The 21,002-nt window shown below is 35.2% G+C and carries 19 protein-coding genes; 8 read left to right on the plus strand and 11 right to left on the minus strand.

The annotated features are described in order from the left end of the window. Positions 1-15: 15 nt before the first annotated feature. The 3 genes from AYC65_RS04990 to AYC65_RS05000 all read right to left on the minus strand — a co-directional run bounded on the left by AYC65_RS04990 (position 16) and on the right by AYC65_RS05000 (position 3,293). Positions 16-831 (minus strand): hypothetical protein, encoded by an 816-nt coding sequence (locus AYC65_RS04990; RefSeq protein WP_034870246.1) that lies wholly within the window; start codon positions 829-831, stop codon positions 16-18. A 78-nt stretch (positions 832-909) separates the two neighbouring features. After that, positions 910-2,181, minus strand: coding sequence for an aminotransferase class I/II-fold pyridoxal phosphate-dependent enzyme (locus tag AYC65_RS04995; RefSeq protein ID WP_034870248.1), 1,272 nt, complete (start codon positions 2,179-2,181; stop codon positions 910-912). A gap of 74 nt (positions 2,182-2,255) precedes the next feature. Next, positions 2,256-3,293, minus strand: coding sequence for a PLP-dependent cysteine synthase family protein (locus AYC65_RS05000; RefSeq protein WP_034870249.1), 1,038 nt, complete (start codon positions 3,291-3,293; stop codon positions 2,256-2,258). A 242-nt stretch (positions 3,294-3,535) separates the two neighbouring features. Here AYC65_RS05000 and AYC65_RS05005 point away from each other — a divergent pair, with 242 nt between their 5' ends. The 4 genes from AYC65_RS05005 to AYC65_RS05020 all read left to right on the plus strand — a co-directional run bounded on the left by AYC65_RS05005 (position 3,536) and on the right by AYC65_RS05020 (position 8,667). Next, complete coding sequence (locus tag AYC65_RS05005) at positions 3,536-7,021, plus strand: glycosyltransferase family 117 protein (RefSeq protein WP_034870250.1); 3,486 nt, start codon at positions 3,536-3,538, stop codon at positions 7,019-7,021. A gap of 87 nt (positions 7,022-7,108) precedes the next feature. Further along, positions 7,109-7,672 carry a Crp/Fnr family transcriptional regulator gene (locus tag AYC65_RS05010; protein WP_034870251.1) on the plus strand — a complete coding sequence of 188 codons (564 nt, stop codon included), beginning with the start codon at positions 7,109-7,111 and terminating at the stop codon, positions 7,670-7,672. Positions 7,673-7,739: 67 nt separating this feature from the next. After that, the gene (locus tag AYC65_RS05015; protein WP_009085924.1) at positions 7,740-8,066 is read left to right on the plus strand and encodes a DMT family transporter; all 327 of its coding nucleotides are present in this window, start codon (positions 7,740-7,742) and stop codon (positions 8,064-8,066) included. Positions 8,067-8,136: 70 nt separating this feature from the next. Then, complete coding sequence (locus tag AYC65_RS05020; protein ID WP_034870252.1) at positions 8,137-8,667, plus strand: DUF1697 domain-containing protein; 531 nt, start codon at positions 8,137-8,139, stop codon at positions 8,665-8,667. 92 nt (positions 8,668-8,759) lie between these two features. Here the strand turns inward: AYC65_RS05020 and budA are convergent, their stop codons facing one another. The 3 genes from budA to AYC65_RS05035 form a co-directional block, all read right to left on the minus strand. Further along, positions 8,760-9,593 (minus strand): acetolactate decarboxylase, encoded by an 834-nt coding sequence (gene budA / locus AYC65_RS05025; protein ID WP_234300244.1) that lies wholly within the window; start codon positions 9,591-9,593, stop codon positions 8,760-8,762. Between the two features lie 13 nt (positions 9,594-9,606). Next, positions 9,607-10,389: an SDR family NAD(P)-dependent oxidoreductase gene (locus AYC65_RS05030; protein WP_034870254.1), complete on the minus strand. Its 783-nt coding sequence runs from the start codon at positions 10,387-10,389 to the stop codon at positions 9,607-9,609. A 72-nt stretch (positions 10,390-10,461) separates the two neighbouring features. Further along, on the minus strand, positions 10,462-11,367 hold the full coding sequence (locus AYC65_RS05035) for a helix-turn-helix domain-containing protein (protein ID WP_059333843.1): 906 nt from the start codon (positions 11,365-11,367) through the stop codon (positions 10,462-10,464). Between the two features lie 152 nt (positions 11,368-11,519). Here AYC65_RS05035 and kdsA point away from each other — a divergent pair, with 152 nt between their 5' ends. Then, the gene (gene kdsA / locus AYC65_RS05040; protein WP_034870384.1) at positions 11,520-12,329 is read left to right on the plus strand and encodes a 3-deoxy-8-phosphooctulonate synthase; all 810 of its coding nucleotides are present in this window, start codon (positions 11,520-11,522) and stop codon (positions 12,327-12,329) included. A 66-nt stretch (positions 12,330-12,395) separates the two neighbouring features. Here kdsA and AYC65_RS05045 read toward each other — a convergent pair whose 3' ends face one another. The 4 genes from AYC65_RS05045 to AYC65_RS05060 all read right to left on the minus strand — a co-directional run bounded on the left by AYC65_RS05045 (position 12,396) and on the right by AYC65_RS05060 (position 16,621). Continuing rightward, positions 12,396-13,037 (minus strand): TetR/AcrR family transcriptional regulator, encoded by a 642-nt coding sequence (locus tag AYC65_RS05045; RefSeq protein ID WP_034870255.1) that lies wholly within the window; start codon positions 13,035-13,037, stop codon positions 12,396-12,398. Positions 13,038-13,138: 101 nt separating this feature from the next. Continuing rightward, positions 13,139-14,788, minus strand: a complete 1,650-nt coding sequence (locus AYC65_RS05050) for a M1 family metallopeptidase (RefSeq protein ID WP_034870256.1) — start codon at positions 14,786-14,788, stop codon at positions 13,139-13,141. A gap of 15 nt (positions 14,789-14,803) precedes the next feature. After that, positions 14,804-15,658 (minus strand): twin-arginine translocase subunit TatC, encoded by an 855-nt coding sequence (tatC, locus tag AYC65_RS05055; protein WP_034870257.1) that lies wholly within the window; start codon positions 15,656-15,658, stop codon positions 14,804-14,806. A 3-nt stretch (positions 15,659-15,661) separates the two neighbouring features. After that, positions 15,662-16,621 carry a KpsF/GutQ family sugar-phosphate isomerase gene (locus AYC65_RS05060; protein ID WP_034870259.1) on the minus strand — a complete coding sequence of 320 codons (960 nt, stop codon included), beginning with the start codon at positions 16,619-16,621 and terminating at the stop codon, positions 15,662-15,664. A 73-nt stretch (positions 16,622-16,694) separates the two neighbouring features. Between AYC65_RS05060 and recQ the strand changes: the two genes are divergently transcribed. The 3 genes from recQ to AYC65_RS05075 all read left to right on the plus strand — a co-directional run bounded on the left by recQ (position 16,695) and on the right by AYC65_RS05075 (position 20,392). Continuing rightward, entirely contained in the window at positions 16,695-18,902 is a 2,208-nt protein-coding gene (recQ, locus tag AYC65_RS05065) for a DNA helicase RecQ (protein ID WP_034870260.1), read from the plus strand. A gap of 11 nt (positions 18,903-18,913) precedes the next feature. Continuing rightward, positions 18,914-20,005 carry a glycosyltransferase gene (locus tag AYC65_RS05070; RefSeq protein ID WP_034870261.1) on the plus strand — a complete coding sequence of 364 codons (1,092 nt, stop codon included), beginning with the start codon at positions 18,914-18,916 and terminating at the stop codon, positions 20,003-20,005. 105 nt (positions 20,006-20,110) lie between these two features. Continuing rightward, positions 20,111-20,392, plus strand: a complete 282-nt coding sequence (locus tag AYC65_RS05075) for an RNA recognition motif domain-containing protein (protein WP_009085940.1) — start codon at positions 20,111-20,113, stop codon at positions 20,390-20,392. A 145-nt stretch (positions 20,393-20,537) separates the two neighbouring features. Here AYC65_RS05075 and AYC65_RS05080 read toward each other — a convergent pair whose 3' ends face one another. Beyond that, positions 20,538-21,002, minus strand: a complete 465-nt coding sequence (locus AYC65_RS05080) for a BlaI/MecI/CopY family transcriptional regulator (RefSeq protein ID WP_034870263.1) — start codon at positions 21,000-21,002, stop codon at positions 20,538-20,540.

A 21,002-nucleotide genomic window follows, 5' to 3' on the forward strand; every position in this document is an offset into this window, starting at 1 on the left:
AATTTTAACATTTTTTCAGGGTTCTTTGTACTCTATTTTCTTTTTTTTGTTAAAAATTTTAACATTTATTTTATTATGCGGTACATTCAATTCGATAAATGCTTGATTATCAAGGCATTTTCGATCTGAGCATCCTGACGTTTTGTACACACCCGGCTCTGCTTGGACGATTGGAGTCTCTTCTCTGAAATTTTTTATGAAGTCAGGATAAGCATCTTTTAATAATTTTTCTAGCCTGTTTTTTATAATTGGATGATTAAAAAAGCCAGCTTCTTTTGGATACTCATTTTCAAAGTTTTTCAAGAAAAATAACTCCGGTTTTTTTCCGTTTCCGGGTACAGCTGTAAGAATATGTGTGTAGATCTTTGGTAAATGATTTCCTTTGATTCCGAGATTTGAAATAATACTTTTTACGTCAGTATCATAATTAATCTTCATTTTTTCTCCGTTGAAGTTTAAATACAAATCATCTTTCTGATGCTCATATTCAAACGGGACAACAAGCACATAACCATTATATGTTCCCTTGGAAGTTACTGAGTAATAGGCGATTCCATTTTTATCATACGCCGCAAAATTAACCTCATAATTCTTAGATCTGTTCAGTTTAGTGATATTGATCTCATGTTGAATATTGAGGTCGTTTTTAGCTACAAATTTTCCGGTAATGATCTGGTCATTAATGCCATGCACCACATTATTTCTCAGGAAATCAGCTTCCTGAGGTGCTGTTTTACAGGCTGTAAAAGTTGTACATAATATAAATGAAAAAGCTATATAGGTAACTTTTCTCATCATTGAGATATATACTGCAATAATAGCATTTTTCATCGAAATAATAATAGTTTTAAGGCATGAAAAAAGCTGAAAGTACACTTTCAGCTTTTTATATTGAATTATAGCTTACTATTAAATAGGCTTGAAACTTAGTCCTTGTTCTTGTAAAAGCTTCTGTTCCTGCTCTTTATAATGTCCGCTAACCAATTTGTCGTGGATAGCTTCAAAAGCTGCAAGAGTTTCATTGATTTCAGCATCTGTATGAGAAGCGGTAGGAATAAGCCTTAAAAGAATCATTCCTTTAGGAATTACCGGATATACAACAACAGAAGTAAATATACGGTAGTTCTCTCTAAGGTCTTTAACCAATAGGGTAGCCTCTACAGGAGTTCCCTGCATCATAACAGGTGTTACACATGTATTGGTATCACCAATGTTAAAACCTCTGTCTTTTAATCCTTTTTGTAATTTATTTACATTTTCCCAAAGCTTAGCTTTTATCTCTGGTCTGGTTCTCAGTAGCTCCAATCTTTTTAATCCTCCAAGTACCATAGGCATTGTAAGAGACTTTGCAAAGATCTGTGAACGAAGATTAAACTTCAGGTAACGGATAATTTCTTTATCTCCTGCTAAGAATGCACCAAAACCAGCCATAGACTTAGCAAAAGTAGAGAAGTATACATCAATCTGATCCTGACATCCCTGCTCTTCACCTGCTCCGGCACCAGTTTCACCTAAAGTACCAAAACCATGAGCATCATCTACTAATAAGCGGAAATTGTATTTGGATTTTAATTCGCAGATCTCTTTAATTTTTCCCTGCTGTCCTCTCATACCAAAAACCCCCTCAGTGATTACTAAAATACCACCATTGTTTTCCTGTGCTACTTTAGTCGCTCTTTGAAGATTTTTCTCAAGACTTTCCATATCATTGTGCTTGTATGTAAATCTCTTACCTGCATGTAGTCTTACACCATCTACAATACAAGCATGGGAATCCATATCATATACAATAACATCATTTCTGTTTACCAAGGCATCTATAGTAGAAACCATTCCCTGATATCCGAAATTCAATAGATATGCGCTTTCTTTTTGAACGAATTCAGCTAGTTCTTTTTCCAGCTGAAGGTGCTGGTCAGTTTCTCCGGACATTGCTCTTGCACCCATAGGATAGAACATTCCATACTCTGCAGCAGCTTTTGCATCAGCTTCTTTTACTTCCGGATGATTACATAATCCTAAATAATCATTAGCACTCCAAAAGATAACCTCTTTTCCCTGGAACTGCATTCTCGGGCCGATAGGTCCTTCTAGTCTTGGGAAAATAAAGTAACCTTCTCCATAGTCGGCAAATTGCCCTAATGGACCTGGATTTTGCTTGATTCTTTCAAAAATATCCATTTAATTGTGGTTTTTTATTAAAAAGTCTCCCGATGGAATATCGGGAGAATAGTTATATTAAATTATTACAATAATTATTTGATGTATTCTGTTTTGAAGACCTCTTCGTAATTGTGTACACAGTTACGGTTAAATCCCTGAGATTCCATCCATCCGTCATTATATACCTTAGTAATATAACGGGAACCATGATCCGGGAATATAAGTACAACAAGGTCATCTTTAGAAAATTCATGGGTTTCTGCATATTGTTTCAGAGCCTGAACAACAGCACCTGTGGTATAACCACCCATAATTCCTTCTTTTAATGCAATATCTCTTGTGGCATATGCCGAGTTTTCATCATTTACACGAACGAATTCATCTACCTGATCAAATAACAAAGCTCCGGGAATAAGATTTTTTCCCAAACCTTCTATCTGATAAGAGTGAATTTCATCTTTGTCTATTTCTCCGGTTTCATGGTAAGTCTTCAGAATAGAACCATCTGCATCTACACCAATTACTTTAATATCAGAATTCTGCTCTTTTAAGAATTTTGCAGATCCGGATAAAGTTCCTCCGGTACCACAGCATGCAAAAATATGAGTTATTTTTCCCTCTGTCTGTTCCCAGATTTCAGGACCTGTGTTCTGATAGTGGGCTTCAATGTTTAATTCATTGAAGTATTGGTTAATATAGATTGAATTTGGAGTTTCCGAAGCGACTTTTTTTGCTACTTCATAATAAGACCTTGGGTCATCTGCCGGTACACTGGCAGGACAAACATATACTGTTGCTCCCAAAGCTTTTAAGTATGCAATTTTTTCTGGTTTAGTTTTGTCACTAACAGCAAGTATACACTTGTAACCTTTTATAATACTAACCATTGCGATTGAAAAGCCTGTATTTCCTGAAGTAGTTTCTACAATTGTAGCACCTGGCTTTAGGATACCTTTTTTCTCCGCGGCCTCTATAATATGGATCGCAATCCTATCTTTTGTTGAGTGTCCGGGATTATAAGATTCTAGTTTAGCATATACTGTAGCCGGAATGTCGTTCGTTACCCGGTTTAACCTAACCATGGGAGTGTTCCCGATTAAACCAAGAATGTTATCGAATACATTAGTCATTATATATCATTTTTCTCTAATAAAGAACTATCTGCAAAAATATAAAAATATTTGGTTTCAATATGTCAAAATTATGCCAAAATCTACGATTTAAAATCCTGAGATTAAAAAAAACTTAAAAAGCATTAATTTATAGTGATTTATAGAAAGCCTAATTCTTGTCATGTTTTACTTGAAATGAAAAAAAACTATTAAAAGTATTTTAAAAACCTTAATTTCGCAACACAATTTAAAATTTTAGCATGAAGGAATGGACATTTAGGAAATGGAATACCTTTTTAGGATGGGGAATTTTTGTGGTCGCCGCAATTACTTACCTGTCTACAATTGAGCCGAATCTCAGTTTCTGGGATTGTGGAGAATACATATCTTCTGCAGTAAAACTGCAGGTAACACACGCTCCGGGGGCGGCTCTTTTCCAGTTGATAGGTGCAGTTGTAGCAATGTTTGCATTTGGAGACGGACATCATTACGGAACAGTTATTAATGCTATGTCGGCTTTATGCAGTGCTTTCACTATATTATTTTTATTTTGGACAATTACGCACTTGGTAAGAAGAATCCTGAACAAAGAAATGGATGAACTTACAGGTAGTCAGATTGTAGGTGTTCTTTTTTCCGGAGTTATAGGAGCCTTGGCTTTTACATTCAGTGATACATTCTGGTTCTCCGCAGTAGAAGGAGAGGTGTACGCCATGTCCAGTATGTTTATTGCTTTACTTTTATGGTTGATCTGTAAATGGGAAAATGAATTTAATGAAAGCGATAACGAAAGATGGATTATTCTTATCTTCTTTGTGACAGGACTTTCTGTTGGGGTACACATGATGTGTATGCTGGCTGTTCCTGCAATATGTCTTATCTATTATTCAAGAAAATATACTTTTACCTGGAAAAGCTTTATCATAGCTAATGTGGTTACACTTGTTATTTTAGGATTAGTGTTCAAGGGGATTTTCCCTTTTATTATGGCCATGTTTGCGAAAAGCGAAATAACTTTTGTTAATGGCTTCGGGTTACCTTTCAATTCGGGGACCGTTTTTGCATTTGTAGTATTGGTAGTTCTTTGTTATCTGGTAATCAATTATGCCAGAAAAAAGAAAAACAGTATTTTCCAGACTATTGCTCTAAGCCTTGTTTACATGATTATTGGTTTCTCTTGCTGGATGGTTATTCCTATCCGTGCAATGGCAAATCCGGCAATTAACCTGAATGATCCTGACAACGCTATTGGTATGTTGGATTATTATAATCGTGTACAGTATGGGGACTGGCCAACGTCTTATGGTGAGAATTATACAGCTTACCTGGATTATAACGGGATGGAAAAAAATGAAGACGGAAGTTATAAAACAAAGAAAACTGGTGATATCTACGAGAAAGATGATAAAACAGGACGTTATGTTTTAGTCGGACAGAGAGATAACATTGTTTTCAATAAAAGCCATGTAGGTTTCTTCCCGAGAATGTTCAATAGTGATAAAGATGTAATGTCTAATTATATCTCTATGTACGGAGCTCCGGACTTTACATTCAATTATAGCAATCCTGATGTTTCTGATGATCCACAGGCTCATAAAATATTTGATGAACTAAAAAAGAAATATAATGACGGATCTATAAAGGTGGATGACTATATGCAGGTGAAAAATTATAACCTGATCAACATCCAAAAGCCTTCTTTCAGTCAGAATTTTGATTATTTCGTTAGCTTCCAGAATGGTTACTACTTTGTAAGATACCTGATGTGGAATTTTGTCGGAAGACAGAACGATCTGCAAGGGCAGATGGAAAACACAAACGGAAACTGGATCAGTGGTATTTCATTTATTGATAATGCTATGCATGGTGACCAGAGCAAAATGCCTGCTTATTATAAAAATGAATCTACTGTAGTATTCTTCTTCCTTCCGCTTCTTTTAGGTTTAGTAGGATTCTTCTTCCAGCTAAACAAAGATTTTGGACGTTTTTATGCAATCCTTTCTCTGTTTGTTATTACGAGTATAGGTATTGTTTACTATACGGGTGTTAAACCTTTTGAACCACGTGAGCGTGACTATGCAATGGTAGGCTCATTCTATGCTTTTGCAATCTGGATAGGATTGGGAGCTGCGGCAGTTTTCTATTTTCTGGATCAGAAAGTAAAGAATAGCAAAGCCAATTGGATTGCAGGTGTTATCCTTTTAGGAATTCCGTTTATGATGGGCTTCCAGAATTACAGAGTACACGACAGAAGCCATAAATATGCTGCTTATGACTATGCGTATTCATTCCTGAAATCCCTGCCAAAAGAAACAATTATGATTTCTTACGGAGATAATGATACTTATCCTGTATGGGGAATCCAGCAGACAGAAGGGTTCAGAAATGATGTGAGAGTTGCTCACCAGGCTCTTCTTACAACACCTTGGTTTATCGATCAGATGATGCGTAAGGTAGATAATTCTAATCCTATACCATTATCTATGTCTCATGAAAATTATAAAGAAGGTGTAAATGATCAGGTATATGTAATGTCTAAAGAAGACTGGAATGCTATTTATAAAAACCTTGAATCTCAGGGAGCTCCGGGTACTGTATTGTCATCATTCAGAAAATACCTTGTACAGGATTCTATGACGATGAAGGATGCGGTGAACTTCCTGAAGATGAAATCTGAAGATAAAGACACTGTATTGAAGTTTATCTTTGGTGACGATAAATATGAAAAATTAAATTTCCTTCCGGTTGGTAAATTTGTTCTTCCTGTTAATGTAAACAACGCTGTAAAGGCAGGAATTATTAAACCTCAGGAAGCTGGATTGGCAGTAGATCATATCACAATAGATTATGCAAAATCTTCTATTATGAAGAATAATGTATTCTTATTAGACCTATTAGCTACATTCGATTGGAAACGTCCAATTAGTTTCTCTGCAGGAGGGGTATACGATGCGTCGAATATTTTCTTCCTGGGGGATTATTTACAATTCGACGGATTCTCTTATCGTTTGGTTCCTATTAAAACGGAAACAAATAACAGAGGCGATATGGGAAGAGTAGATGCAGACGATCTTTATAACGTAGTGAAAAGCTACAAGTGGGGTAACTTCAAAGATCTGTATAATCACTATGACGAAACTGCTACCCAAAATATCATCAGCTACAGAATGAGTGCTTCTCGTGCAGCGCAGGAATTAGTAGCAAAAGGTGATAAGAAGAGAGCTTTAGAATTATTAGACCTTGCTTCGACAGAGATTCCGGTAGCCAAATATAATGATCCACGTTCTTTAGCTGAAATAGTTTACGGTTATATTGTTGCCGGTCAGGAACAGAAAGGTCTTAAACTGGCTGAAGAACTGAAAAAGAATATCTTTAATGAATACGATTACTTCAGTAACCTAGATCCGTCACAGCAGAAATTTGTGAGAAAGCAGCTTTCTTTACAACCATATCTGTATTCTGTTGTTGTAAGTACAGTAAGTGATGCTTACGAAGAAATGGGACAGAAAGATAAAGCTTACCAGTATATTGTAAACTCAATTACACCTGTAGATAAAAGATTCTCAGACTTTGTTAAAGGACTTCAGGCTATGGGTAAAGAAAAGGCGTATAAGGAATCTGAAAATGTACAGAAGATTACACCTTTCTACGAGTACCTTTTCAATGTAATGAAGCCATATGATTCAACTTACTCCAAAGAGAAAATGGATCAGATCACAAGTCAGGTGATTAAAGCAACGCAATAAAAAAATAGAATATTCAAATAATAAAAACTACCACATTGTGGTAGTTTTTATTATTTTTAATGATATAAAAGTCCAAAAATACACTGAATGACTTTAAACGAAATTCTGGATCAGATATGGGTAATGCCGGAAGAGTCCAGAGAAGAACTTCAAAAACATATTCATGAAGTTAGTTTTCCAAAAGCTTATAATCTGATGGGAATAGACAAGGTAGAAACCTCAGTTTACTTCATTAAAAAAGGAATTGTCCGGGCCTATGTGCTGCAGGACGGTAATGAAATTACCTTTTGGTTCGGAAAAGAAGGAAACACCGTAATTTCTATGCGAAGTTATGTTGAAAACAAGCCAGGTTATGAGAATATTGAACTTCTGGAGGCCTGCGAACTATATGAACTAAAAATAGACAGTTTAAGAAAGCTCTATAAGCAAGATATTCATATTGCCAACTGGGGGCGGAGACTTGCAGAACAGGAGCTTATAAAGACTGAGGAAAGGCTTATATCCAGACAGGTTCGTGCGGCTGGCGAACGTTATAAAGATCTGATGAAACAGCATCCGGAATTTCTGCAGAGAATACAGCTGGGATATATAGCTTCTTACTTAGGAATTACACAGGTAAGTCTTAGCCGGATTCGGGCAGAAATCAGATGATTTTTTATCATATGTAAATTTTTTTCCGAAATGCATGCATTAATTTTGTGCCGCTAAATTTTTAAAAATGAATTGGATAATTTTAATTATTGCAGGGATCTGTGAAGTTGCATTTGCATCGTGTCTGGGAAAAGCAAAAGAAACAACCGGAGTTGAATCTTATTGGTGGTATGGCGGATTCTTCGTAACAGTAACCATTAGTATGCTTCTTCTGATGAAAGCAACACAAACTTTACCAATTGGTACCGCTTACGCAGTATGGACGGGAATAGGTGCTGTCGGAACAGTGATTGTAGGAATCTTTATTTTTAAAGAGCCTGCAAGCTTCTGGAGAATTTTCTTTCTGTTTACCTTAATAGGATCTCTTATCGGACTGAAAGCAGTTTCACACTAATTCTTTTACTAATCATAATAGGCTGTTTATAACAAAATACTTTCGTAAATTTGAAGAAGATTTTGTAAGCATGGAAAAGTACTGCGCATTTCTTCGTGGTGTAAATGTAAAAGGAACTAACATGAAGATGGCGGAAGTCTGTAAAGTCTTTCAGGATGCGGGAGTAAAAGATGTTTCTTCGGTTTTGGCATCAGGTAATATTATTTTTTCTTCTGCGGATTCTGTTGAGAGTCTGAAAACAAAACTGGAAAAAGAACTTTCAGATTATTTCGATTATGAAGCATTTCTTTTTATCAGAAATGAAGCTGAAATAAAAGCTATTTTTAGTGGTTCTCCTTTTAGTTCTTCGCCGGAGTACCATAACTACGTTTTCATAACAACAGAAGGAACTGAAGATGCTTTAATGCAGTTTTTTGATGGTGCGGCGTATAAAGAAAATGAGCAGGCTGAAATTGTACGTGCACATTTCTACTGGCAGACTCCTAAAGGAAATACACTGAATTCAGATTTTGGCAAAGTTCTTGGAAAGAAATCGCTTAAAGACAGACTTACAAGTCGTAATATTAATACGATAGAAAAAATATTGAAAAAGATGCTTTAAGACAAATACTTTTATGGGGTTTCATATTTAAAACTATGAATATGAAACCCCATAAAAGTTTATTAATCTGGTAATTTGATTCTAAAAAGGATTTAATATCCTTGCTCTATATTCTTTAAGATTTCGTTGTCTTTTCCCTTGAAATTAAAATTCTGAAAATCAGAATCTCTTGATGTTTCTAGCTCAAAACTTTTTAATTCCGCAATTTCAATTTTAAGATTTTCTCCAATAAAATTTAATACATGACCACCATGTTTTCTATCTGTAGAAAGAAAATGAAAATGAAAACCTTTTACATTTATTCCATTCAAATACTCAGGGATATAATAGCCTACTAATGTTCCCTCTTTTTCAGGGAAATCAAAAACCTTTTGAGTATCAAGTATAGAGGTTAAGGTAGGAAATGGCTTATTTTTTACAGGTGGAAATGCTCTTGTTTTTACATTATAAAACTTTCCTGAAATCTTAATAGCATACATTGCATTTTTATTTGAAAGGACTTGACTTATTTTATATAACAATAATTTCTCATCTGTTCTTTTTTTAATAATAAAATTAATGTTAGGTTTAAAAAACGTAACAAATGATAATGATGTCTTGAATTCATTATCGGGCTCTATAGTCTCACCAGTTGCTTTAGTTTGGTAAACTTTTCCATCTAATATAGTTAATTCTCCATCTAATAGATCAGGTGCTCCCAATCCAAAATTACCTTTCAGTTTTAAATCTTTCACAGAAAGAGAGCCTTTATATAACCCTCCTACAAAAGCGTCTGCTATTCCATATTGAAAGAGTTTGTTATACACAATAAATGCTTTTTTACTATCCAACATGTAATGTTTTGATTTAGAATTATAATCCACGAGTTGTTGCGCATGCTGTTGGCTTCCTAAAAGAAAGAAAATATAAAAACACAATTTTTTCATTTTGTTTTGTGATTTATCTTTGTCCTCCTATTGCAAGTCCTCCGTCTATTAAGATACTTTCACCTGTTATAAAGGAGGCTGATGGACTGCTTAACCATAATACAAGTTCCGCTACTTCTTCAGGTACAGCAAAACGTCCGATTGGAGCATGTTTTTTATAGGGCTCTATTGCTTCATCAGGGTTCTCTCCCGGGAAAAAGCGATCAAACATTGGTGTGCGGATATAGCCTGGCTGAATGTTATTTATACGAATGTCTTCAGCTGCAGTTTCTACAGCCAAAGCTCTGGTCATCCCATCCAAAGCAGCTTTGCTTGCAGAATATGCGCTAGACCCAGCAGATGCACCTTTTGCCAGCCATGAAGATGTATTAACAATAGTTCCGGCTGTTCCTTGCTTTTTAAATTGTTCGATTTCATATTTGCACGCAAGCCAAATACCTTTTGTATTAATACTCATTACCTGATCAAATTCTTCTTCAGAAGTCTGATCAATAGGAGAAAAATGACCTTCAATTCCGGCATTGTTAAAAGCGATATCTAATTTCCCAAAATGTTTTACAGTCTCATCAATAAGATGCTGAACTTCTTTTCTTTTTGAAACATCGGTTTGAATAAATCGAATGTCAGGACTTATTGGTTGCAATATCTCCAGTGCTTTGATACCTTGTTCAGTTCTTCGTCCTGCTATAATCACTTTTATACCATTTTCTAAAAAAAGCCTTGCCGTAGCTAATCCAATACCCGTTGTGCCACCTGTAATAAGTGCAATTTTTCCTTTTAAATTTTCTTGTATCATTGTTTTATAACTTTAATAAAACAAAGTTCAGAGTACCAGATAAAAATTACACTGTGTAAAACAAACAGAAGGTTATGAAATTGAAATAATATTTCTCCTGAATTGAGAGGGGGAGCTCCCGGTTTGCTTTCTAAAGAAAATAATGAAGTTTGAAGAGTTTTCAAAACCAAGGCAATATGAAATTTCACTAATATTCCAGTTACTGAATTGTAATAATGATTTTGCTTCTTTGGTTATACGTTCGGCTATCCACTGGGTAGTAGTTTTGCCCGTAATTTGTTTCAACGCCCGGTTTAGATGATTGGTATGTATACAAAGTTGTTTAGCAAATTCATGAGCCTTTTTTAATGATATTACCCGATCAGGTGAATCGATAAAGAATTGGTTATCTAATAATTCCAGAAATAATGTACTAATACGCTCAGAAGCATTTGAATGTTGTTGAAGAATTTTGGACGGCTGCATTTTTATAGCCTCATGCATTATAATCTGTACATAGCTCCTAAGCAAATCATATTTATGATGATAATCAGACTGAATTTCGCTCAGCATATTCTCATATAAAGGTTTAAGTAATTTTAAGCTATTGTTATCGGGGAAAAATACATGATTGCCTCCAGTTATAAATAAAGCTGATTGTGAAAGTCCTTCATTTTTTAATGTTGGATTTACAAAATCTTCTGTAAAAAGGCAGAAATAACCAGTCTGCTTTTGTGAAGTTGGTTCCCAGGAATAAGGAATCAAAGGGTTCATGAATGTAATAGAGGGTCTGTCAATATTTATTAATTTATCAGCATAATGAATAACTCCGGTACCCTCTGAAATTAACGAAATCTTATAAAAATCTCTTCGGTAAACAGGAGCGAGACGATGACTACACATAAAATCTTCTCTGCGATATACATTAAATTGTTCTGTCTTAGCATGTTCTTGTCCATGTAAAGCATAAAATTCATTTAATGTCTCTTTAGGTACCATAGGATAAAGTTAAATAAATTCTATTTAATATTTTCATAATTAGTGTTATTCAGTATGAATGCTATAGGAAGGCTCTATGAAACCTGCCGGAAATTAATTTCCGATTCTGTAATTTTATGAGTAATTTTACTGAAAATATAATTAAAATAAAGATGATTCAGGCATTAGATAAGATCAAACATAAAGATTCTAAGAACTTCTTTCTTATTGCAGGACCTTGTGCTATCGAAAGCGAAGATCTGGCTATGGAAGTAGCGGAAAAAGTAGTTCAGCTTACCAATCAGTTCAATATTCCATATATTTTCAAAGGTTCTTTTAAAAAAGCCAACCGTTCACGTGTTGACAGTTTTACCGGAATAGGAGATATTAAAGCACTTGAAATTCTGAAAAAAGTAGGGGAAAAGTACGATATTCCTACAACAACTGATATTCATGAAAATGAACATGCAGCATTAGCAGCTCAGTATGTAGATGTATTACAGATTCCCGCTTTCTTAGTACGTCAGACAGATTTATTGATAGCGGCTGCCGTAACAGGTAAAGCTGTAACACTGAAGAAAGGACAATTCCTTTCTGCAGAATCTATGAAGTTTGCTGTAGACAAAGTAAAAGATTCAGGAAATGATAAAATAGCACTGATTGAAAGAGGAAACTCTTTTGGTTATACCGATTTGGTTGTAGATTTCCGTGGGATTCCTACAATGCGTCAGTATGCACCTACAATATTAGATATTACCCACTCGTTACAGCAGCCTAACCAAAGTTCAGGTGTTACAGGTGGAAGACCAGAGTTAATTGAAACTATTGCTAAAGCTGGTATTGCAGTTGGTGCAGACGGTATCTTTATCGAAACCCATCCTAATCCTGCTGTGGCAAAATCGGATGGTGCGAACATGCTGAAATTAGATTATCTGGAAGCATTACTGGAAAAACTAACAAGAGTACGTGAAGCAATTTTGTAAAGTGTTTTGAAATAAAAAAACCGGAAGACAACTTCCGGTTTTTTTTTATAAAATAGTGCTAAATTTTTATTTTTTCTCCAGCTTTTTGTACTGGTCGTCTATAATGGTAGCAATAGCATCTTTTAGAACCTTAGCATCTTCTTCTTTATTAAAGTCAAGTCCACAAAAAGTTGAACCATTTACAGCAAAATGCAAGTTAAGATAATAAGCACCAGAGACCAGCATCGCCAATATAGCTCTGTATTCTTTTGATTTCTCTTTAAACAGAGGATCTATAACCTGATCTAACAAAGGGTTTCCTACGGCTTCTCTGTCATCTGCAAGCTTTCTCAGAGACGGTCTGGTTTCTGAGATACCCCATAAAATAATTTTTTGATACTCTTTGTTCCTGGCTAAAGTCTCATATTGCTGCAGAATCATATTGGTTGTTATTTCCTGTCCACCATCAGAGAAACCAGAAGTCATGATTTCCTGATCATCTACATTAGCCCAGAAGTCCTGTGATTTTATATACTCATCAATAAGCTTATCTGTACTTCCAAAATAAGAATAGATTAGTTTTTTATCCAGTCCTGCAACGGTTGCAATTTTGGAAACTTTTAACTCCGAATATCCCTTTGTTGCCAGAATTTTTCCAACAGCATTTAATAATTTTTGTTTAGTTTTTTCCTTATTTCTTATTGGGCCGTCTACTACTTTTCTTGCCATATTCTTATTATTCTAAATTATATTCCTGAGTGTAAAAATATAAAAAATAACTGTTTATAATGGGTAATATATAAAAAAACACTCCATATGGAGTGTTTTTTCTATTGTATAAGGGTATAATCAATGTAGTAATTTGCATCCCATTCTACCGGATTCTTATCCTTTAACTTTACTGTTTTCCACTCTTCAGAAGGCGTTATAACAATTTTAGAATTTTTTAAACGAACAGGTAATTTAAAATCTTTTACAGTGTTTACCCATCTGAAAGATAATTTTTTACCATCCTGTTTGTATTCCAGTTTCGGAATATTGGTAGTAGTAAGATACTGACTAAATACTGTTGAAAAATCTATACCGGATTTCTGGTTGATATAATCCTGTACCTGCTTACCGGTGACTGTTTGGTGATAAAACTCTTTTCCAAGACCTCTGAGTATCTGGCGGAATTTTTCATCATCATTAATCACCTGGCGGATTGTATGAAGCATACTTGCCCCTTTATAATACATATCTCCACTGCCATGTGCTCTCACACCGTAAGCCGGAATAATTGGTTCATCGTTCTGGATATTGTGTCTTTGGCCAATAAGATATTTGTTTCCGTCTTCCTTGCCAAAGATAAAATCTGAATAAAGAGTCTCCGAATAGCATGTGAAACTTTCGTGTACCCACATATCAGCTGTATCCTGTGCTGTAATATTATTTGCAAACCATTCGTGTCCGCTTTCATGGATAATAATAAAGTCAAACTTTAATCCGACTCCTGTACCAGAAAGATCCCTTCCCAAATATCCGTTTTGATATTTGTTTCCATAGGCTACCGCACTCTGGTGTTCCATTCCAAGGTGAGGCGTTTCAACAAGTTTATAGCCATCTTCATAGAAAGGATAGGGACCAAACCAGTGCTCAAAAGCTTTCAACATAGGTTTTACCTGCTCAAATTGCTTTTTAGCCTTATCCAGGTTCTCTTTGATTACATAATAATCTAAAGATAACTTTCCTTTTTCGCCATCAAAACTATCTCCAAAGTGTACATAATTTCCAACATAAGGAGTAATGCTGTAATCGTTAATTGGGTTCTTAACTTCCCAAACCGAAACATTTTTACCATTTTCAGTTCTTTGTTCTATAAGGCGTCCGTTAGATACACCTGTAAGATCCTTAGGGCTTATAACGGTGAAAGTTACACCATTGTCCGGTTCGTCTCCCCAATAGTCTTTTATAGGCAGCCATACGCTTGTACCAATACCTTCGGTAGCTGTGGTCATCCATGGTTTTCCGGAGGCATCCTTAGTGAAAACCCAGCCTCCATCCCATGGTGCTCTTTTGGCAACAACAGGATTTCCTTCGAAATCCATGCTGATAAAGTGATCGTCACCCTTTTTAAAGCTTCCTTTGGACTGAACGAATAGGAAATTTCCGTCTCTTTTCTGAGAGGTAATTTCAAAGTCACTCATCACATTAGAAACCTTCATAGGTTGCTGAATATCTATCTGAAATATAGGGTTATTTACATCTTTTGTAATGCTAAAGCTAATTCTGTTGCTACCTTTTACACTTTTTTGTGCAAAATTGGGTTCAGCTTCAATATCATATTTTTTTACATCCCAAAAATCTCTGTATTTTGTATTAGATCCGAACAGAGAATCTTGTTTTGTAAACACATGTTCTTTTTCTCCAAAAGCATTCTTATTTTGGGAATACCCGAGAACTCCTGATAACAGAAGCGCAGAGATTATAATTTTTTTCATAGTGATGTGAGATGTTTAGTTTTCTATCTTAGGGAGATTGGTTTCCGGAGTTTCTTTATTCTTTGCTCTTTTCTTCATTCTCTTCTCCATAAGTCTGGACATAAATATACTTATTTCATATAGAACAAGCAGAGGTAAAGCTGCTGCCATCATACTCAATACGTCGGCAGGTGTAATAATAGCTGCAACAACCATAATAACCACAATTGCATGTCTTCTGTATGTAGTTAAGAATTTAGGTGTAAGAATTCCGATGGATGTAAGCATATATACAACAATTGGGAAAAGGAAAATAACCGCCATTCCTAAAACTACCTGCAAGAAAATCGTAATATAACTGGAAAGGTCAATGTCTACCCGAATTGTATCTGAAATATGAAAGAAATAACCGAAGTTGATTACAAAAGGCATTACCAGAAAATATCCGCTAAGTGCCCCGAGCATGAACATTAACCATGTACTGTTGATTACAAAAATTGAGTTTTTTCTTTCGTTTTCATGTAAGCCAGGGCTGATGAATTTCCACAATTCCCATACGATATAAGGGAATGCAATCATAATACCTCCAACAATAGAAACGGCCATCATTACATTGAACTGTTCAAATAATCTTCTTACCTGAATTGGAAATTTTTCTGGTAGATCAATTGTATCATGTCCGAATATCATTTGTGAGAAATGGTTCACCACTTTAAAGGTTAAAAAATCTGGTTTTGTAGGACCAAATAAGATATGATCCATAACCCAATTAATATTGAACCCAATAGCAAAACCGCCAATAGCAATAGCCAGGATGGAACGTATTAAATGTCCTCTTAATTCGCCAATATGTCCCAAGAAGGACATCTCTTTTTCTTTAGTTTCGCTCATGGTTTAAATAATACCTTCGTCTAATAATTTATGAATGTCGATAATTCCGGAATAAGTTCCGTTTTCTGTTACGACAAGTTGACCAATATTGTTGGATTTTAAAATTTCCATGGCATTTTTTGCCAGAGAATTTTTGTCAATAGTTTTCGGATTTTTGCTCATAATTTGCTGAGCTGTAATACCAGAAACATCTTCGTTCTGCATCAGCATTCTGCGTAAATCTCCATCCGTAATTACACCAATTATATCATTCCCGCTGGTAACCACAGTAATTCCGTGTTTGGAAGCACTGATAGAAATAATGATCTCCCGGATATTGGCGTTCTCATGCACTTCTGGCTTGTTATCCGAAAGGAACTGAGCAACTGTAGCTGTAAGGTTCTTGCCCAATGATCCGCCAGGGTGGTATTTAGCAAAATCAGTATCCTTAAAGTCTCTTAGCTCCATCAGGCAGATTGCTAAAGCATCTCCCAGCGCCATCTGTACAGTAGTGCTGCTGGTAGGAGCCAGCTGATTAGGACAGGCTTCCTGCTCAACGGCAGAACTAATGATAATATCCGAAGATTCGGCTAGCTTACTGTTTAGATTTCCAGTCATACCAATAAGGCATGAAGAATAGTTTTTCAGGAAAGGAGCCAAAGATGCAATTTCGGGAGAATTTCCGGAATTTGATATGCATAAAACAACATCTTCTTTAGCTAATAAACCAAGGTCTCCATGTATTGCTTCGGCAGCGTGCAGAAACTGAGTGGGAGTGCCTGTGGAATTTAAAGTTGCCACTATCTTGTTGGCAACGTGAGCACTTTTGCCAATGCCTACAACGACAAGCTTGCCTTTGGTTTCATAAATTTTTTCAACAGCCTGAATAAAATTTTCATTTAGTGAATTTTTTGTCTTTTCCAGCTCCTGAATCTCTATGGAAAAGGTCTTTCGAGCAAGGCTTAGAATTTCTTCGGTTTTCAATGTAGATATTGCTTTGTTATATTAATTTCATTATCTTTGATAAGATGCAAATTTAGTAAACTTAAATCAAAGGATGAATACAAAATCTGCGAACATAGCGGAGTCATTGAAAAAGTATTTTGGCTTTACAACATTCAAAGGGTATCAGGAACAAATTATTTCCACACTATTAGAAGGAAATGATGTTTTTGTCTTGATGCCAACGGGTGGAGGTAAATCATTATGCTACCAGTTGCCGGCATTAATGAGCGAGGGAACAGCTATTGTGGTATCACCATTAATAGCATTAATGAAAAATCAGGTAGATGCGGTTAACGGGCTTTCTTCTGAAGAGGGAGTAGCACACGTTCTTAATTCTTCGTTGAACAAAACTCAGACGAAAACCGTGATGGATGATATCCGGAACGGAAGGACAAAGCTGCTTTATGTAGCTCCGGAATCGTTGATTAAAGAAGAATATATAGATTTCTTTAAAGAGGTTCCTATTTCGTTTTTTGCAATAGACGAGGCGCACTGTATTTCAGAATGGGGACATGATTTCCGTCCTGAATACAGAAATTTAAAAAGTATTATCGATAAAATTGCGGATGTTCCTGTTATTGCACTAACGGCTACAGCAACTCCGAAAGTTCAGGATGATATTCAGAAAACACTTGGTATGACGAATGCTCTTGTATATAAAGAGTCTTTCAACAGACCCAACTTATTTTATGAAGTACGCCCGAAAGTAAACATTGATAAAGAGATTGTTAAGTTTATCAAGGCCCAAAATGGTAAATCAGGGATTGTTTACTGTCTCAGCAGAAGAAAAGTAGAAGAATTTGCACAGCTGCTTCAGGTAAACGGCCTTAATGCATTACCGTATCATGCTGGTTTAGATGCAAAAACACGTGTCACCAATCAGGATAAATTCCTGATGGAAGAGGTAGATGTTATTGTAGCAACTATAGCATTCGGGATGGGAATTGACAAGCCGGATGTAAGATTTGTAATTCATTATGATATACCAAAAAGTTTAGAAAGTTATTATCAGGAAACTGGACGTGCCGGAAGAGACGGAGGAGAAGGACATTGTATTGCTTTCTACGATCCGAAGGACATTGAAAAACTTGAAAAGTTTTTGGCTCAGAAACCAGTTTCGGAAAGAGAGATTGGGTTACAGCTGCTTAATGAAGTAGTGGGATATGTTGAAACATCCATGAGCCGTCGCCAGTACCTGCTGTATTATTTTGGTGAAAAGTTTGATCCGGTAAATGGAGCTGGTGCCAAGATGTGTGATAATTCAGTAAATCCGCCTGTATTAAAAGATGCAAGTGAAGATTTGACGAAAATTCTGAGCCTTGTAAATGATCTTGGACAAAAATTCAGAGCAAAAGATTTGGTCGCTGTAATTGCAGGTAAAGAAAATGCCGTAACCAAGTCGTATAAACTTGAAAACAATCACCACTTTGGAAGCGGTAAAGATAAGGAGGATAATTACTGGAAATCTATTATCCGACAGGCTGTAGTTCAGGATTTTTTATTAAAAGATATTGAAACCTACGGTGTACTAAAGCTTACGAAAAAGGGATTAGATTGTATCGACGGTAAACTGAAATCGAAATTTGAAATAGCAGAAGACAGAGTATATAATCTGGCAGAAACTGCTAAAATATCTTCCGAAGTTACATTAGGAAATACAGCACGCGGACTGGACGATAAATTGTTTAGCTTACTAAAAGAGGTAAGGAAAAAAGTAGCCCAGAAAAATAATATTCCGCCATATACAGTATTCCAGGATCCAAGTTTGGAGGATATGACAGTACAATATCCTATTAGTATAGACGAGATTTCTAAGATATATGGAGTAGGAGAAGGTAAGGCTAAGAAATTCGGAAAGGAATTTGCGGATTTCATAAAAAAATATGTTGAGGAAAACGATATCGACCGTCCGGATGATATGGTACTAAAGCAGGTAGCAAATAAATCCAGCCATAAGGTTTTTATTATTCAGAATACGGATAAGAAAATTGATTTGGAGGATATTGCTAAAGCTAAAAATCTGACAATGGACGAATTGCTTTCCGAAATGGAGAGTATCGTTTATCAGGGAACGAAACTAAATATCGATTATTATATCGACGAGAATTTTGATGAGGATATCGTAGAAGGGTTTATGGAATTTATGATGGAGTCTGAGAGCGATAGTATGAAGACTTTATGCACTGAATTTTCTGACGAACTTTCCGACGAGGAAATCCGAATGCTGCGTATAAAATTTATTAGCGATGTAGCGAACTAAAAGCAGGAAAAATGAAACTTATTGAAATTATGTTTATTCTTCCTGATCTCAGACCAGATCAGGAGGAATATACTGTTTCAATGTTACTGAAGTATTTACCAAGAGATGTCTTTCGTCCCTCTGTTCTATTACTAAATAAAGGAAAACATTATTATAACCTGAATACACTTAGGGAGTATGTAGAGGTTATTGATTTGCAGGTAGGGAAAATCAGAAATTCTTTAACTGTTATTCTTAGGCAGATTAAAAAGCGAAATCCGGATATAGTTTTCTGTAATGCAAAAGAACTGAATGTTTATTTTGCCTACTTTTCTTACTTCTTCCCACATACAAAGTTTATCACAAAAATGACTGAAGGGTTCTCCAGGCAATTGTTCAGGAGGAGTCTGCGTTTTTTCTACAGATTTTATAATAATTATGATAAGATTATTATACCCTCAGAGGATACGCGTAACGATCTTATTCAGACCTTTAAAATTGAGCCCCGTAAGCTTGCAAAAATTCATAATTCTGTAGATTTTGATCAGATGGATCATAAATTCTCTGATGTCCGGAAACCTCATTTTTTTGACGATGAATACAAGAATATTGTTACAATGGGGGATTCTTCATCTACAGAAGGATTCGAGCATTTGTTACAGGTATTTAAACATCTCGAAAATGAAAAGGTGAGACTACATATATTAACAGATGAAATAAGTGAAGAAAAAATTCAGCAGGCAAAAAATAATCTGAATCTGGATAATGTGATTTTTCATAGCACAATGAGTAATTCTTATGCCTGTGTCAAATATTCAGATTTATTTATCCTTTCATCTAAATGTGATGATTCAGTAAATACATTATTGGAAGCCGGATGTTGTGGTACTTATGTTTTAGCAGATAGTAAATTAAACGGTCTTTCAGAAATTATTCAGTCAAAAGTAAGCGGTGAAATGTTAAATATTGAAAAACATGAAAGCTTTGCGAAACAAATTTTGGAATCACTGTATAGTGATAAATCTCCTGAATTAATAAGGTATTCCATGGAAAGTAGGTTTTCCAAAGAAAATATTTTAAAACAATATTTTGATATTTTGGAAGAAACGTATAATATTCGATAAAATTGTTGTACCTTGCCTGCATTATTTAACAGAAATCAATAGGATGTTCATTACGTTTTTTGATTACTTTAAATCATATTTTATCAACAATTTTAATTTTTTATAATGAACATTTTTATTTCAAACATTAACTATTCAGTTAAGGAATCTCAATTAGAAGAACTTTTTGCTTCATATGGTGCTATTCAGTCTGCTAAAATTATCATGGACAGAGAGACTGGTCGTTCTCGTGGTTTTGGTTTTGTTGAAATGCCAAACAATGACGAAGCTAACACAGCTATTGAATCTTTAAACGGAGCTTTATTTCAAGGTAAAAACCTTAACGTTTCTGAAGCTAGACCTAAAGAAGAAAAACCTAGAAGATCATTTAATAATAATAGATACTAGTAAAAGACGACAATTGTCGTGTCGTGACCGGAAGAGCAATCTTCCGGTTTTTTTATTTTAAAAACACTGTAACTTTTGTTTTGTAATAATAAAAAACACCCTGAATTTTAAAATTCAGGGTGTTTGTATATCCTTTTATAGAAAGTTATTCCACTGATTTCTTCTCAGCTTTTTTCTTTTTAGATTTCTCTTTCTTCTTTTTCTTTTCTTTCTCTGGTTTTGCTTTTTTAGTTTCTTCCTCTTTTACAGAAACAGGCTCAGCAATAACGCTTGTAGTATAAGGTTTTAGATGCTGATCAGTTAAAAGCTCTAGTCTGATCATTTCGGCTAGTAAAAGTTCAGGAGATGCATGGTAATATTCTTCTATAAACAATCTTAGCAGCTGCTGGTAGTATTGTTCCTTAGAAACTTTTACTTCATAACGGTGAAGCCTACCAAAAGGTTTTACTTTCAAAAATCCTTTTTCAACCAATATTTTCAATACTGTTGCTACTGTATTGTGATGTGGTCTAGGCTCCGGATATGCTTCCATAATATCCTTAAGAAACCCTCTTTCTATTGTCCATAACGCATGCATTAGCGTTTCCTCTGCCGGAGTAAGGCTCTTCAT

Origin of the sequence: Elizabethkingia bruuniana (assembly GCF_002024805.1) — a bacterium.
In the GTDB taxonomy this organism is placed as follows: domain Bacteria; phylum Bacteroidota; class Bacteroidia; order Flavobacteriales; family Weeksellaceae; genus Elizabethkingia; species Elizabethkingia bruuniana.

Bases quoted from the DNA above. Each gene is read 5' to 3' on its own strand.
- AYC65_RS05075 (WP_009085940.1), top strand. From the start codon at position 20,111: ATGAACATTTTTATTTCAAACATTAACTATTCAGTTAAGGAATCTCAA.
- AYC65_RS05035 (WP_059333843.1), bottom strand. From the start codon at position 11,367: ATGGTACCTAAAGAGACATTAAATGAATTTTATGCTTTACATGGACAA.
- AYC65_RS05005 (WP_034870250.1), top strand. From the start codon at position 3,536: ATGAAGGAATGGACATTTAGGAAATGGAATACCTTTTTAGGATGGGGA.
- AYC65_RS05045 (WP_034870255.1), bottom strand. From the start codon at position 13,037: ATGGCAAGAAAAGTAGTAGACGGCCCAATAAGAAATAAGGAAAAAACT.
- AYC65_RS05010 (WP_034870251.1), top strand. From the start codon at position 7,109: ATGACTTTAAACGAAATTCTGGATCAGATATGGGTAATGCCGGAAGAG.
- AYC65_RS05080 (WP_034870263.1), bottom strand. From the start codon at position 21,002: ATGAAGAGCCTTACTCCGGCAGAGGAAACGCTAATGCATGCGTTATGG.
- AYC65_RS05015 (WP_009085924.1), top strand. From the start codon at position 7,740: ATGAATTGGATAATTTTAATTATTGCAGGGATCTGTGAAGTTGCATTT.
- AYC65_RS05000 (WP_034870249.1), bottom strand. From the start codon at position 3,293: ATGACTAATGTATTCGATAACATTCTTGGTTTAATCGGGAACACTCCC.
- AYC65_RS04995 (WP_034870248.1), bottom strand. From the start codon at position 2,181: ATGGATATTTTTGAAAGAATCAAGCAAAATCCAGGTCCATTAGGGCAA.
- recQ (WP_034870260.1), top strand. From the start codon at position 16,695: ATGAATACAAAATCTGCGAACATAGCGGAGTCATTGAAAAAGTATTTT.
- AYC65_RS05070 (WP_034870261.1), top strand. From the start codon at position 18,914: ATGAAACTTATTGAAATTATGTTTATTCTTCCTGATCTCAGACCAGAT.
- budA (WP_234300244.1), bottom strand. From the start codon at position 9,593: ATGAAAAAATTGTGTTTTTATATTTTCTTTCTTTTAGGAAGCCAACAG.
- AYC65_RS05050 (WP_034870256.1), bottom strand. From the start codon at position 14,788: ATGAAAAAAATTATAATCTCTGCGCTTCTGTTATCAGGAGTTCTCGGG.
- AYC65_RS04990 (WP_034870246.1), bottom strand. From the start codon at position 831: ATGAAAAATGCTATTATTGCAGTATATATCTCAATGATGAGAAAAGTT.
- kdsA (WP_034870384.1), top strand. From the start codon at position 11,520: ATGATTCAGGCATTAGATAAGATCAAACATAAAGATTCTAAGAACTTC.
- AYC65_RS05020 (WP_034870252.1), top strand. From the start codon at position 8,137: ATGGAAAAGTACTGCGCATTTCTTCGTGGTGTAAATGTAAAAGGAACT.
- tatC (WP_034870257.1), bottom strand. From the start codon at position 15,658: ATGAGCGAAACTAAAGAAAAAGAGATGTCCTTCTTGGGACATATTGGC.
- AYC65_RS05030 (WP_034870254.1), bottom strand. From the start codon at position 10,389: ATGATACAAGAAAATTTAAAAGGAAAAATTGCACTTATTACAGGTGGC.